Origin of the sequence: Streptomyces sp. G5(2025) (assembly GCF_049542075.1) — a bacterium.
Taxonomy (GTDB): Bacteria; Actinomycetota; Actinomycetes; order Streptomycetales; family Streptomycetaceae; genus Streptomyces.
In genome coordinates, this window is record NZ_JBMUZT010000006.1 from 4,789,077 (window position 1) to 4,802,699 (window position 13,623).

Consider the following 13,623-nt stretch of genomic DNA (forward strand, 5'->3'; position numbering starts at 1 on the left):
TACGAGGAGAAAGCGCGTGTCGTTGGGAGCATGGCCGGGTGACTCAGACGACCGATCACAGCGACCCGCCGCCCCTCGTGAAACTGCTGAGCGAACGGTCCCGGGACCGTTCCTCCGGCCTGGCCACCTGTCTGGCGGGCGGGGCCGTCGCGGCGGGCCTCGGTCTCGGCTCGCTCGCCGTGCTGGTGATCGCCCTGTGGATCAGCTCGCCGTACCCGGACAGCGGCCCCGACGGGGCGCTGCACATCGCGGCGAGCCTGTGGCTGCTCGCCCACGGCACGGAGCTGGTCAGGGCGGACACGCTGTCGGGGGCGTCCGCGCCGGTCGGTGTGACACCGCTGCTCCTCGCCGCCCTGCCGGGCTGGCTTGTGTACCGGGCGGCGCGGGACGCGACGGATCCCGAGGATTGGGGGCACCCGGCGGGCACGGCGTTCTACGGGGTGGTCAGCGGCTATCTGCTGGTCGGCGTCGCCGCGATGCTGTACGCGGCGGGCGGCGAGCTGCGGCCCGACCTTCTCGACGCGGTGCTGCACCTGCCGGTGCTCGCGGCGGGCGCGGCGGCGTGCGGCGTGTGGGCGGCGCACGGCTGCCCGCGCGGCCCGCTCCCGGCGCCCCTGCGGCCCGCGCTCGGCGTGCTTCCCGGCGCGCTGCGGGCCCATCTCCTGCGCGGGTTCTTCGTACGCGGCAGAACGCTGGCCGTGGCGCGGGCCGGGGCGGCGGGGGCGGTGGCGCTCGTCGGCGGTGGCGCGCTGCTGGTCGCGGTGGCGCTCGTGCTGCACGCGGGACCGGTGACGGAGTCGTTCGCGAAGATCACGGAGGTGAGGTCGGGGCAGTTCGCGGTACTGATGCTGGCCCTCGCGCTGGTGCCGAACGCGGCGGTGTGGGCGGCGGCGTACGGCCTCGGCCCCGGCTTCGCGCTCGGCGCGGGGAGCTTCGCGACGCCCGCCGCCGTGGACGCGGGTCCGGAGCTGCCGCGGTTTCCGCTCCTGGAGGCGGTGCCTGAGGCGGGGCCGGGGACGCCGCTCGGGTGGGGGGTAGGGGTGGTGCCGGTGGTGGCGGGGCTCGTGGTGGCGTGGTGCACGGTCCAGTCGGCGGCGCCTGCCTTCGGCGAGCGGGACGAGGCCTGGTCACTGGGGCGCACGGCCTTGGGGGCGACGGGCGCGGCGGTGCTGTGCGGGGCGGCCACGGCGGTGCTCGCGGCTCTGGCGGGCGGGCCGTTGGGCGTGGCGGTGCTCGCGGAGTTCGGCCCGGTGTGGTGGCGGACGGGAGCGGCGGCGCTCGGTTGGACCCTGCTGATCGGGCTGCCGACGGCACTGCTCCTCCGCGCGTGGCGCCTCCGGCGGCGTTCGGGCGCCGCCGGGCATGCGGTGGGGGCGGGGAGCGGGGGCGAGGCTGTGGCGCACGGGGCGGGGAAGGTGGCCGGGAGCGGGAGCGGGAGCGGGAGAGCGACAAGCGGGGCGGGGGGTGTGCGCGAGGCGGTGTCGGCCGAGGGCGCGGAGGGCTCCGGCGCCGGACACCGGGCGTGGATGCCGCGGTTCACGTTGTCGCGGTTCACGTTGCCGGGGCTCGTGCGGCCGGGGTTCACGCTGCCGTCTCCGCGAGGGCTGCGGCTGCCGCGGCCTCGGCTTCCGCGGCCTCGGCTGCCGCGCTGGGGAAGGCCCGGCCTCGGGCGCTCCCACGGAGGACTCACTCGCGTCACGCTGCCGTGGCGGGGCGGCCCCCCGGCCGACGCGACACCCTCCGCTGCTGCCGCAGCCCCGGCCGCAGCCCCGGCCGCAGTCCAGACCTCAGTGCCGACCGCTGCTCCGGGGCCAGGCTCGGTCCCGGGGCCCGCTTCGGCCCCCGGCCCCGCTTCGGCCCCGGAGACTCCCTATGACGCGGCCGTCCGGCGCGAGGAGGCGGCTCTGGAGGCCCGTCGGCGGGTGCTGGCCGCCGAGGAGGCCGCCGAGGAGCGGCCTTGCGAGACGTGAGACTAAGACGTGAGACCGAGACGTGAGACCGAGCCGTGACACCGAGACGTGAGCCGTGAGACGGGAGGCCGGGAGGGGCAGCCGGCAGGTGGGTCAGTCGTCCTGCTCGCCCAGGAGCGGACGCAGCTGCTCGGGCAGGAGGTCCTCGCAGGACTGCTTCGACGTCGTGGTGAGCGCGTCGTCCACGCACGTGTAGTAGTCGCGGTACACCAGCTGCGCCGTGAACGTCCCCGCCACCATGACCAGCGCCAGCGCGCCCGTGACCAGGCCACTGATCGCGGCCGTCGTCTGCGGCCGCGTCGACTGCGGCCCACCCTGTGCTCCGCCGCGTGCCGCGCCGCCCGGGGCGCCCGCACCGGTCGCGGCCGCGGGCCGCGTCGGGTCCGGCGTACGCGGCTTCGCCCGCAGCGACTGGACGGCCCACATCGCCGCGAGGGCGCCGAGCAGCAGTGCGACGTACCGCCAGCCGAACAGTGCGAAGAAGAAGGCCCACATGCCCGAGAGCAGGGCGTAACGCGCGCGGCGCTGGGCCGGGTCCGTCGGGTCCCAGCGCAGGCCGCCGTTACCGGAGGGGCCTTCCTTGCCGGGGCCGCCCTGCTGACCGGGGCGCTCGCCGAAGCCGCCCGGCGAACGGCCGGGCTGGCGGTCGCTCCACTGGCTGCCCCAGCCGTGGCCGTCACCGGAGCCCTCGGGCGGGGAGCCGGCAGGGCCGTCGGCGCCGTCAGGGCTGTGGGAGGGGCGACGCGGCTGCCACGGGCGGTCCGGCGTCCCCTCCGGTGGCGGCGCGAAGGGGTTGTCGTCGTCCTTGCCCGCGCCCTGGGAGCCCGAGCCCCGGGACTCCGGCCCCTGGGAGTCGGGGTCCTGCGGTGGAGACGAAGGGCGGCTACGGTCCGGCATCAGGTGTGCGTCTTCCCCTTGGTAGAGCCGTGGTGGAGAGCCGTGGAGCCCGCATGCGGCACCGCGTGCGGCTCGGCCACCCGGCGATCGTCGGTATTGGCGCCTTTTCCGCAGACGCTACCTTCCGCGCGCGCCCACGTCCCGTGAGGGGCGGTTCCGTGTGCCGGTATCGTTGCTGACGGTCGGCCGCTTCGTAGAGTTCCCCGTATCGCGGGGCTCGAAGCCTTCGTACGACCGCACAAAGACGCACCTTCCGAGAAAGGGCCCCGCTGTGGCCGAAAGCGCCGCCGAGAGCGCCGCCGCCGAGAGCGCCGTGGGCGAGAGCGCTGTGGGTGAGAGCGTCGTGGACCCGCGCCCCAAGCGGCTCGTCGTGCTCGTCTCCGGGTCGGGGACGAATCTCCAGGCCCTGCTCGACACCATCCGCACCCAAGGCGCACGGGCCTACGGCGCCGAGGTCGTCGCCGTCGGCGCGGACCGCGACGGCATCGCGGGCCTGGAGCGCGCCGAGCGCGCCGGGATCCCGACCTTCGTCTGCCGGGTGAAGGACCACGGGACCCGCGGCGAGTGGGACCTGGCCCTGGCCGAGGCGACGGCCGCGCACGGACCGGACCTGGTGGTCTCCGCCGGGTTCATGAAGATCGTGGGGAAGGAGTTCCTCGCGCGCTTCGGCGGGCGGTTCGTGAACACACACCCCGCTCTGCTGCCCAGTTTTCCGGGGGCCCACGGCGCGCGCGACGCACTCGCGTACGGCGTGAAGGTCACCGGCTGCACCGTCCACTTCGTCGACGACGGCGTCGACACCGGCCCGATCATCGCCCAGGGCGTGGTCGAGGTCCGGGACGAGGACGACGAGAGCGCTCTGCACGAGCGCATCAAGGAAGTCGAGCGCACGCTGCTCGTCGATGTCGTGGGGCGTCTGGCCCGGCACGGCTACCGCATTGAGGGACGAAAGGTTCTTATCCCGTGACCGCCGAAGCTACGAACGCCGAAGCTACGAACGCCGAAGTCGCAAACGCCGAAGCTACGAACGCGAACGCCGCGCCGCGCCCCATCAAGCGCGCGCTCGTCAGCGTCTACGACAAGACCGGCCTCGAAGACCTCGCGCGCGGGCTGCACGAGGCGGGCGTCGAGCTCGTCTCCACCGGCTCGACGGCCGCGAGGATCGCCGCCGCCGGGGTGCCCGTCACCAAGGTCGAGGAGCTCACCGGCTTCCCCGAGTGCCTGGACGGCCGGGTCAAGACCCTGCACCCCAAGGTGCACGCGGGCATCCTCGCCGACCTGCGCCTGGAGGACCACCGCAACCAGCTCGCCGAGCTGGGCGTCGAGCCCTTCCAGCTCGTCGTCGTGAACCTCTACCCCTTCAAGGAGACCGTCGCCTCGGGCGCCACTCCCGACGAGTGCGTGGAGCAGATCGACATCGGCGGCCCCTCGATGGTCCGCGCCGCCGCCAAGAACCACCCCTCCGTCGCGGTCGTCACCGACCCGAAGCGCTACGCCGACGTCCTCGCGGCGGTCAAGACCGGCGGCTTCGACCTGGCCGCGCGCAAGCGGCTCGCGGGAGAAGCGTTCCAGCACACGGCCGCGTACGACGTGGCGGTCGCCGGCTGGTTCGCCGAGGGGTACGCCGCCGCGGACGACTCGGGCCACCCCGGGTTCCTCGGTTCGACGTACGAGCGCAAGAACGTCCTGCGTTACGGCGAGAACCCGCACCAGGGCGCCGCCCTCTACGTCGACGGCACGGGCGGCCTCGCCGAGGCCGAGCAGCTGCACGGCAAGGAGATGTCGTACAACAACTACACGGACACGGACGCCGCGCGCCGTGCCGCGTACGACCACGACGAGCCCTGTGTCGCCATCATCAAGCACGCCAACCCGTGCGGCATCGCGATCGGCGCGAACGTCGCCGATGCGCACCGCAAGGCGCACGCCTGCGACCCGCTCTCGGCGTTCGGGGGCGTCATCGCAGTCAACCGCCCGGTGAGCAAGGAGATGGCGGAGCAGGTCGCCGACATCTTCACCGAGGTCATCGTCGCGCCCGAGTACGAGGACGGCGCGCTCGAAGCCCTCACCAAGAAGAAGAACATCCGCGTGCTGCGCGCCCACCGGGCACCGGCGAACCCGGTCGAGGTCAAGCAGATCGACGGCGGCGCGCTGCTCCAGGTCACCGACCGTCTCCAGGCCGACGGCGACGACCCCGCCAACTGGACGCTGGCCACGGGCGACGCCCTGAACGCGGGCGAGCTGGCCGAGCTGGCGTTCGCCTGGAAGGCGTGCCGCGCGGTCAAGTCCAACGCGATCCTGCTCGCCAAGGACGGCGCCTCGGTCGGCGTCGGCATGGGCCAGGTCAACCGCGTCGACTCCGCGAAGCTCGCCGTCGAGCGGGCGGGCGAGGAGCGGGCGCGCGGCTCGTACGCCGCGTCCGACGCGTTCTTCCCCTTCCCGGACGGCCTGGAGATCCTGACCGCAGCGGGCGTCAAGGCCGTGGTCCAGCCCGGCGGTTCGGTCCGTGACGAGCTGGTGGTGGAGGCGGCGAAGAAGGCGGGCGTCACGATGTACTTCACGGGGACGCGGCACTTCTTCCACTGAGCCGACCACCTGAACATGCGCATACCCCACGGGCCGTGCCCCTCCATCCGGAGGGGCACGGCCCGTGGGGTATGCGCATGTTCAGGTGTTCAGGCATTCGCGCGCGATCAGAGGCGACCAGGCGCGGTCAGGCATGGCCCGTTGCGGTCAGTTGTTGGACCGCTGGATGACCATGGTCTTGCCGGCCTTGTCGTGCCAGCCCTGCTGGCGGCCCGACTTGTCCCAGAACGGCGACAGGTAGACGAGCAGCTGGCCGATGCCGCAGGCCAGGGCGCCCACCATCGGGATGATCCAGCGGATGAACGCCCCGCCGATGCCGGGCTTCTGGCCGGTCTCGGCGTCGATGACGCGGATGCCGACGGCGAGCTTGCCGAGCGTGCCGCCGACCAGGGCCGTCATCAGCCACTCGTAGAGCAGGCCCACGACGGCGAGGACGCCGAACACCGCGCCGACGGAGCCCATCATGTCGGAAGTGGCGTCGTTCATGCAGGAGTCGTAGGTGGTGGAACCCGGGTCGCAGTCGCTGGCCGCGCTGAAGGAACCGGCCACTCCTATGAGGCCGAGGACGATGTAGATGACCGTGAAGGCCACACCGTCGATCACACGGGCGCCGAAGCGGCGGCCCATGGATGCCACCGTGGGGCCACCGCCCGGGAAGCCGTATCCGGAAGGCTGCTGCGGGTACGCGCCGTAGGGCTGCGCGCCCTGCTCCGGGTAGGCACCATAGGGCTGGGCGGGCTGCTGCGGGTAGCCGTAACCCTGCGGCGGGACACCCTGCGGTGTCTGTTGGGGGTGGCCGTAACCAGGCTGGCCCTGCGGCGGCTGCTGGCCGTACGGGTTGTTGGGGTCGCCAAAGCTCATGGCGCAGATCCTCCGTGGGTCAATGCGGGGACGACGCGGCACATCACGGAGGTAGGTCTTACAGATGCGGTCCGTCCCCCCGACACTGCCCGCGGCACTGTGCGCTTATCGTTCTTTAGGCGCGGCTTATTTGTCCAGCCGCATGCGGTATGTGTTGTGCAAGTGCAACCTCGTTGATCAGCCGGGGGCCGCCGTGAGGCCGGAGGAGCGCCCTGATTGGTACCGGGCGGGCCTCATCCGGGAAGATGGGGTCATGACCGCCCAGATTCTCGATGGCAAGGCCACCGCAGCCGCGATCAAGTCCGAACTGACCGCCCGCGTGGCGGCTCTGAAGGAGAAGGGCGTCACGCCCGGACTCGGGACCGTCCTGGTCGGCGACGACCCGGGCAGCCAGAAGTACGTCGCCGGCAAGCACCGCGACTGCGCGCAGGTCGGCATCGCCTCCATCCAGCGCGAACTGCCCGCCACCGCCTCCCAGGAGGAGATCGAGGCGGTCGTCCGCGAGCTGAACGAAGACCCCGCCTGCACCGGTTACATCGTCCAGCTGCCGCTGCCCAAGGGCATCGACGAGAACCGCGTCCTGGAGCTCATGGACCCGGACAAGGACGCCGACGGGCTGCACCCGATGAACCTCGGCCGCCTCGTCCTGAACGAGCCGGCGCCGCTGCCGTGCACCCCGTACGGCATCATCCGGTTGCTGCGGCAGCATGACGTGGAGATCAAGGGCGCCGAGGTCGTGGTCGTGGGACGCGGCGTGACCATCGGCCGGCCCATGCCGCTCCTCCTCACCCGCAAGTCGGAGAACGCGACGGTCACGCAGTGCCACACCGGTACGCGTGACCTGGCCGCGCACCTGAAGCGGGCCGACATCATCGTGGCCGCGGCGGGCGTCCCGCACCTCATCAAGCCCGAGGACGTGAAGCCGGGCGCGGCCGTCCTGGACGTCGGCGTCTCGCGCGACGAGAGCGGCAAGATCGTCGGTGACGTCCACCCGGGCGTCGCCGAGGTCGCCGGGTGGATCTCCCCGAACCCGGGCGGCGTCGGCCCGATGACCCGCGCCCAGCTCCTGGTGAACGTCGTCGAGGCCGCCGAGCGAATCGCTGCCGCGAGCTGACCCGGAAGAGGGACGAGCTCATGAACGCAGAACCCGAGCCGGGGGGTCGGGCGACTCCGGAGGGCCGGTCGACGCCTGGGGGCCCATCGACTCCGGAGGGCCGGTCGACGCCTGGCGGTCGGACGGGCTCGGAGGCGCGGGGCGTCTCTGCGGCACCGGAGGCATCGCAGGCACCGGAGGCCCTGGAGCCGCAGGGAAGCCCTGAGGCATCGGAGGAGCGGGAGGTGCCCGAGGTATCGGAGGAGCGGGGGATGCCCGAGGCATCAGAGGCCCGGGGAGTGCCCGAGGCGCTGGAAGCGGGAGAGATCCCCGGGGCGCCGGGGCTTACCGTGGCGGCTGAGGCGGCTGAGGCGGCTGAGGCGGCTGGGACGGCTGAGGCGGCTGGGACGGCTGAGGCGGCTGGGACGGCTGAGGCCGCCGAGAACGCCGGAGCGCGGGAGACAGCGGAGACCCTCGGGGCCGCCGAGGTCACCGGGCCCACCCGGGTCGCCGGGTCCACCAAGGCCCCGGAATCCCGGGAAACCCCGGAAACCCCCAGCGGGGCGACCGGGTTCACCGGGCCGACCGGGTCCACCAGGGCCCCCGAAACGCCGGAGACCCCCGAAACCGTCGAAGCCAAAGGCGCCGTCAGTGCCCCCGGGCCCGATGGGCAGCCGCGGAAGGTGTCTCGGCGGTTTCCGTTGTTCACGCGGGACACCGCGCGGCCCGAGGGCGGCGGTCGCGCGGCCTCCGGGGACGCGCCCGCCCCCGCGCGCCAGTGGCCGCTGCTCGGCGTGTGTGCCCTGGTGGGGCTCGGGCTGCTGCTCACCGCGCTCGACGTGTTCCGCGTCGGCACGATGCTGGTCGGCCTCGCGCTCGTCGCCGGTGCCGTGCTGCGGTGGGCGGTGCCGGACGTCGGCATGCTGGCGGTGCGCTCCCGGTTCACGGACATGGTCACGTACGGGGCGCTCGGCGTCGCCATCGTGCTGCTCGCGATGATGGCGCAGCCCGAGCCGTGGCTGGAGATCCCGTTCCTGGACGACACCCTGCACTTCACGATCGACAGCTAGGGCGACACCGGCCCCGCGTGCGGCGCGCATGGCGTGACGGCGGCCCGTCCTCCCCCCGAGGGACGGGCCGCCGTCGTTTCACCGGCCGCAGGTGAGGGTCACCACCAGACGCCCGCGCGGAGCTTGGCCCAGGTGTTCTTGCCGACCTGCCCGTCGACGCTGATCCTGGCCTTCTTCTGGACTGTCTTCACCGCGTTGTACGTCTTGGTGCCGAACTTCCCGTCCACGCCGAGGATGGTCGGGTAGCTCGTGTTCCGGTTGATCAGGCACTGGACTTCCTTGATCCGCTTCACCGCGGCGCTGCCCGTCTGCCCCGACTTGGTCAGCGCGGTCCCGTTGTAGTACCCACAGGAGTACGCGGCGCCGACCTCCTGCGGGGCGGGCGCGGCGGTGGCCGCCGGTGCGAGGGCCAGCCCCGAGCCGAGGGCCGCGGTCGCGACGGCGAGAGCGATGCGCTTGCGAACGATCATGACTTCCTTCCCGTGTCCGCGGGCCGGGTCCCCCGTTGGGTCCCCCGACGGCCCGCGGTCCGAAGTGGTGGCGCCGGCGGTTGGCCGGTGCCGTTGGTGCTGAACAAGAAGTTACGGAGCCGCCGGGTGGACGTCGTCCCGCACTCGGTTGACATTCGGCTGCACCCCACGCCGTAGCCGCGCGGTTCCTGCAACTTCCGCGGTACCGCGCATGGTTGACGTTCCACCGCCCGCACCGGGGTTACGCTGCGGCGATGCGGATCCGCCCCCTCGTCGTCGACGCGCTCATCGCGGTCGCCCTGACCACGGTGGCCGTGCTGCTCGGCCAGGAGTCCGTACGGCAGGGCTGGCCCGAACTCGATGCCAGCGGGTACGCGTTGGTGGTACTGGCCAACGCTCCGGCGGTGCTGCGCGGCAAGGCGCCGGTCGCCGTGCTCCTCTTCGTCCTCGTGGTGTGGATCGTGTACGTCAGGGCGGGCTACTGGCCCGTCCTCAACACCTTCGCGCCCATGCTCACCGTCTACACGGTCGCCTCCCTGCGGCCTGCCCGTGTGTCCCTGCCTTGCGCGGCGCTGATGGGCTCGGTGTGGATCTACGCCGGTGTGGTGACCGCCGGCTCGAACATGGGGGCCGTCGCCGCCCAGGCCATCGGATTCCCGCTGGTGATCTGGCGCTTCGGGTACGCGGCCCGCCGCACCGCCGAACTGGCCCGGCAGCTGAAGCTGGAGCAGGACGAGCGGGCTCGCCGCGAGGTCGCCGAGGAGCGGGGCCGCATCGCCCGCGAACTGCACGACGTGGTCGCCCATCACATGTCGGTGATATCCGTGCAGGCGGGCCTCGCCACGTTCGTCTTCGGCTCGGACCCGGCCACGGCGCGCGCCGCGCTCGGCACCATCTCGGGGACCAGCGGCGAGGCCCTCGAAGAGCTGCGCCGCATGCTGCGGGTGCTGCGCGCCGAGGGCGGCGAGCCGGGCGGCGGCGACGCGGCGCCCGAGGCGCCGATGCCGGGGCTCGCCCGCCTGGACGACATGGTCGAGCGGGTCCGCGCCGGCGGCGTCCCCGTCACCCTGCGCGTCACCGGGACCCCGCGGCCGGTGGCCCCCGGTGTCGAACTGTGCGCGTACCGGGTGGTGCAGGAGGCGCTGACCAACGTGATGAAGCACGCGCGCGGAGCGGGCGCGACCGTCGAACTCGCTTACCGCGCACGGCACATAGAGGTCTCGGTCATCGACGACGGGAAGGGGGTGATTCAGGACAGAATGCGAACCGGCAGCGGACACGGCTTGATTGGGATGCGGGAGCGGGCCAAGCTCTACGGCGGGACGATCAGCATCGGCCCGCTGAGCGAGGGGGGATTCGCCGTACGGCTCACCCTGCCGACCTCGGCGCAGGCCGCGGCTCAGGGTGACGCCGGGAGCAACGGGGGCGGAATGACCGGATGACCGGCTCCATCAGGGTACTTGTGGTCGACGACCAGTTCCTCATCCGCGCGGGGCTGGTCGGCCTGCTGCGCGCCGCGCCCGGCATCGAGGTCGTCGGCGAGGCGGGCGACGGCGACGAGGCCGTCGAACTCGCCAGGCGGACCCGGCCCGACGTCGTCCTCATGGACATCCGGATGCCCGGCATGAACGGCATCACGGCCACCGCGAAGATCCTCGCCCAGGCGGCCGAACCGGCGCCGCGCGTCCTGGTCCTGACCACCTTCGACCTCGACGAGTACGTGTACGGGGCGCTGCGCGCGGGCGCCTCCGGGTTCCTGCTCAAGGACTCCGGCCCCGAACGGCTGCTGGCCGCGGTGGCCGCGGTCGGCGGCGGTGACGCGCTCTTCGCGCCGAGCGTGACGCGGCGGCTCGTCGAGGCGTTCTCGCGGCAGACCGCGGGGCCCGGCGGCGACGAGTGCCCGCCGCCGCCGGATCTCGCGGCCCTGACCCTGCGGGAGGTCGAGGTCCTGAAGCTGATCGCGCGCGGCCTGACCAACGCGGACATCGCCGAGCGGCTCTACATCAGCGAGGCCACCGTCAAGACGCACCTCAACCGCACGATGAGCAAGCTCGACCTGGACAGCCGGGCGCAGGCGGTCGTGGTGGCGTACGAGACGGGGCTCGTCACGCCCCGTACGGGCGGGGCGGGCGGCTGATCAGCAGGTGACGACCTTGCCGTAGGAGCCGCGGCCCCAGTGCCACTCCCACTGCTCCCTGTGCTGGTAGGTGAGGCACCGCGAGTCGGGGCCCCAGTCGATGACGACCTTCAGGTGCATGGCCCGGCCGCAGAGGTTGGTCACCTTCACGTACTTGCGGTGCTTGATGACGTCCCGCTTGACGCAGGCCGGGGCCGTCCCGCGGATCGCGTGGGCGGCCGTGGCCGTGGTAGTGATCGCGGCCGTGGTCGTGGCCGACGCGGTGGGGGCCGCCGTGGCCGCGGGGGAGGTGGCGAAGGCGGTGCCGAGGAGGGCGGCCGCGGTGATGAGGCCGCCGGCCAGGCGTTTGCCGTAGTGCATGGGTCCGGGTTCCCTTCGTGAGGAGGCGCGGTCCGCTGCTGCGGGTGCCGCCTCACGACTGTGCCGACGCTCTCGGGTGCGGTGCCACCCACTCGGCCGGAGTACGTCCTTTCGGGTACACCGGCGGCTCAGGGGTGGCGCGAAGGGAGACGGCGCCCGTCCTCTCCCCCGTGGGAGGACGGGCGCCGCCGTTCGGGGAGGTGTGTTTCCTGCTGGAATCTCCCGATGTAAGCGGTGCGTTCCGCTTGAGATCCAGAGTCATGGACGCGCCAATCTCGTTCAAGGGATGCCTGGTCCCTGTGGCACGGAGGTGACCATTCCGCAACGGTGTTCTCGGTGTGCAACGACCTTGATCCGATGTGTGTGCGAACCAGTGGCCCATAACGAACCCATGCGCCCGCGCGGCGGGAACTGCCATCCTGGCTCTGCGCATCCCTGAGGACAGGTACGCACTCGGGGGAAGAGGGGGAGCAATGCCTCGATGGAAGGCGCTACCGGATGAACTCGACCCAGAAGTACGGGAGTTCGCCGACCGGCTGCGCGCGCTCGTCGACCACAGCGGTCTGAGCGTCGCGGCGGTCTCGGACCGGACCGGTTACAGCAAGACGTCGTGGGAGCGCTATCTGAACGGGCGGCTGCTCGCGCCGAAGGGCGCGGTCGTCGCGCTGGCCGAGGTCACGGGCACGCAGCCGGTGCATCTCATCACCCTGTGGGAGCTCGCGGAGCGGGCCTGGAGCCGTTCCGAGATGCGGCACGACATGACCATGCAGGCGATACGGATCTCCCAGGCGCGGGCGGCGTTGGGGGAGTTGGGCGGTGATGCGTCCGGGGGTGGGGGTGGGGGTGCGAGTTCTGGTGCGGGTGCGGGTGCGCGTCCTGGTTCTGGTTCCGGTTCGGGCGCGGGGGGTGGCAAGAAGGCCGGGCGGCCCGCGCGCAACGGCTCCGCGGGTTTCGGGGGGCTGACCGGAGTCGCCGGGCCGGCGGGAGTGTCGCCCACCGTGCCGCCGCAGGTCTCGTCCTCTTCGTACGGTGATGCCTCCGCGTCGCCCTTCGAGGGTTCGGCCGCCGGGCCCGTGCGGGCCGAGGGCTCGCCCGACGGGCAGCGGCGGCGGAAGGTGGCGATGTTCCTCGCGGGCGTGGTCGGTGCGCTCGTCGTCATCGCGGTCGCCGTCTTCCTCCCCGGGTTCGGGGACGACGGCAAGAGCGGTGGCGACGCGGCCGAGTCGTCTGTGACGCCGAGCGGTACGGGTGAGGCGAAGCTGCCGGACGGGGTGGAGTGCCGGGGGGCGGACTGCGCGGGCAAGGACCCCGAGAACATGGGCTGCGGCGGGGAGTTGGCGAAGACGGCCTCACGGGCCACGGTGGGCCGCACGCTGATCGAGGTGCGGTACAGCAAGACGTGCGGGGCGGCGTGGGCGCGGATCACCCGGGCGTCGCCCGGGGACGAGGTCACGATCACGGGGTCGGGCCGGGGTGCGTCCGCCGAGCAGAACGGCACGGTGGACGAGGACTTCGACGCGTATACGCCGATGGTGGCGGTCAAGGCGGGGGGCAAGGCCAAGGCCTGCGCGGTGTTGGCCTCCGGGGAGACCGGCTGCACGGAGTAGGCGACGCCGGGGCGGTGCCTTGGGTGCCGTCGTCGCCGTGGGTCGTCTTTCGGGGGCGGGGCCGCGGGGGTATGTACGTGCTCGCCATCTTGGCCCTGGACCCCGGGTGCTCATCGGCCCGAGGAGCACCACCACTGTGCTCCGCGCGCACATACCCCCGCGGCCCCTTCGGTGCGTACGCGCGTGCGGGTGGGTGGGGTGTTCCCTCCGGGGTGCGTGGGCCTCTGCGGGTGGGCGGGTCGTCCCCTTTGTGCGTGGGCGGCTCGTTCGGTGGGGGAGAAAGTTGGGGGGCTCGCGCATGGGAACGAGGTGCCGGGGCAGACGCACCGTACCCCCACGGGAGTGGTCGACACCCCCACGGCGGCCGCCACGCTCCCTCCCCCGAGGTGGCGGCCGCCCCTTGGGGTGACGCTGTGGGCGGGGCCACACCGGCCCGGGGGTCAGGGGTGGACGGGGCGCGATAGCCTGACGGCGGATCTCTCTTGATGCCAAGAGATCGATCATCGAGAGGCGATCGAGGACTCGACGAGGCGTCGGCGGGGATCCAGGAAATAGGGGATCCGAAACATCTG

The 13,623-nt window shown here is 72.7% G+C and carries 12 protein-coding genes; 8 read left to right on the top strand and 4 right to left on the bottom strand.

All coding sequences use genetic code 11. The features are described from left to right. Window positions 1–38: 38 nt before the first annotated feature. Window positions 39–1,970, top strand: coding sequence for a DUF6350 family protein (locus ACOBQB_RS32675; protein ID WP_423596865.1), 1,932 nt, complete (start codon window positions 39–41; stop codon window positions 1,968–1,970). Window positions 1,971–2,063: 93 nt separating this feature from the next. Here ACOBQB_RS32675 and ACOBQB_RS32680 read toward each other — a convergent pair whose 3' ends face one another. Continuing rightward, on the bottom strand, window positions 2,064–2,867 hold the full coding sequence (locus ACOBQB_RS32680; RefSeq protein WP_423596867.1) for a hypothetical protein: 804 nt from the start codon (window positions 2,865–2,867) through the stop codon (window positions 2,064–2,066). A 343-nt stretch (window positions 2,868–3,210) separates the two neighbouring features. Between ACOBQB_RS32680 and purN the strand changes: the two genes are divergently transcribed. After that, window positions 3,211–3,834 (top strand): phosphoribosylglycinamide formyltransferase, encoded by a 624-nt coding sequence (purN, locus tag ACOBQB_RS32685; protein WP_423598909.1) that lies wholly within the window; start codon window positions 3,211–3,213, stop codon window positions 3,832–3,834. Window positions 3,835–3,917: 83 nt separating this feature from the next. Continuing rightward, a complete protein-coding gene (purH, locus tag ACOBQB_RS32690) occupies window positions 3,918–5,453 on the top strand; it encodes a bifunctional phosphoribosylaminoimidazolecarboxamide formyltransferase/IMP cyclohydrolase (RefSeq protein WP_423598911.1) in 1,536 nt (511 codons plus the stop codon). Between the two features lie 147 nt (window positions 5,454–5,600). Here the strand turns inward: purH and ACOBQB_RS32695 are convergent, their stop codons facing one another. After that, a complete protein-coding gene (locus tag ACOBQB_RS32695) occupies window positions 5,601–6,314 on the bottom strand; it encodes an RDD family protein (protein ID WP_423596869.1) in 714 nt (237 codons plus the stop codon). Window positions 6,315–6,567: 253 nt separating this feature from the next. On the opposite strand from ACOBQB_RS32695, the gene ACOBQB_RS32700 reads away from it, so the two are divergent. Beyond that, window positions 6,568–7,428 (top strand): bifunctional methylenetetrahydrofolate dehydrogenase/methenyltetrahydrofolate cyclohydrolase, encoded by an 861-nt coding sequence (locus ACOBQB_RS32700; RefSeq protein WP_219690951.1) that lies wholly within the window; start codon window positions 6,568–6,570, stop codon window positions 7,426–7,428. A 329-nt stretch (window positions 7,429–7,757) separates the two neighbouring features. Further along, the gene (locus tag ACOBQB_RS32705; protein WP_423598913.1) at window positions 7,758–8,477 is read left to right on the top strand and encodes a DUF3017 domain-containing protein; all 720 of its coding nucleotides are present in this window, start codon (window positions 7,758–7,760) and stop codon (window positions 8,475–8,477) included. 98 nt (window positions 8,478–8,575) lie between these two features. Here the strand turns inward: ACOBQB_RS32705 and ACOBQB_RS32710 are convergent, their stop codons facing one another. Beyond that, the gene (locus ACOBQB_RS32710) at window positions 8,576–8,947 is read right to left on the bottom strand and encodes a peptidoglycan-binding domain-containing protein (RefSeq protein ID WP_423596872.1); all 372 of its coding nucleotides are present in this window, start codon (window positions 8,945–8,947) and stop codon (window positions 8,576–8,578) included. 254 nt (window positions 8,948–9,201) lie between these two features. On the opposite strand from ACOBQB_RS32710, the gene ACOBQB_RS32715 reads away from it, so the two are divergent. After that, window positions 9,202–10,389 (top strand): sensor histidine kinase, encoded by a 1,188-nt coding sequence (locus ACOBQB_RS32715; RefSeq protein WP_423596874.1) that lies wholly within the window; start codon window positions 9,202–9,204, stop codon window positions 10,387–10,389. Then, window positions 10,386–11,084 carry a response regulator gene (locus ACOBQB_RS32720; RefSeq protein ID WP_423596876.1) on the top strand — a complete coding sequence of 233 codons (699 nt, stop codon included), beginning with the start codon at window positions 10,386–10,388 and terminating at the stop codon, window positions 11,082–11,084. Before ACOBQB_RS32715 ends, ACOBQB_RS32720 begins: the two co-directional genes overlap by 4 nt. On the opposite strand, the gene ACOBQB_RS32725 is transcribed toward ACOBQB_RS32720, so the two are convergent. Beyond that, entirely contained in the window at window positions 11,085–11,444 is a 360-nt protein-coding gene (locus ACOBQB_RS32725; protein WP_423596878.1) for a hypothetical protein, read from the bottom strand. Between the two features lie 473 nt (window positions 11,445–11,917). Here ACOBQB_RS32725 and ACOBQB_RS32730 point away from each other — a divergent pair, with 473 nt between their 5' ends. Then, a complete protein-coding gene (locus ACOBQB_RS32730; RefSeq protein ID WP_423596880.1) occupies window positions 11,918–13,051 on the top strand; it encodes a DUF2690 domain-containing protein in 1,134 nt (377 codons plus the stop codon). Window positions 13,052–13,623: the final 572 nt, after the last annotated feature.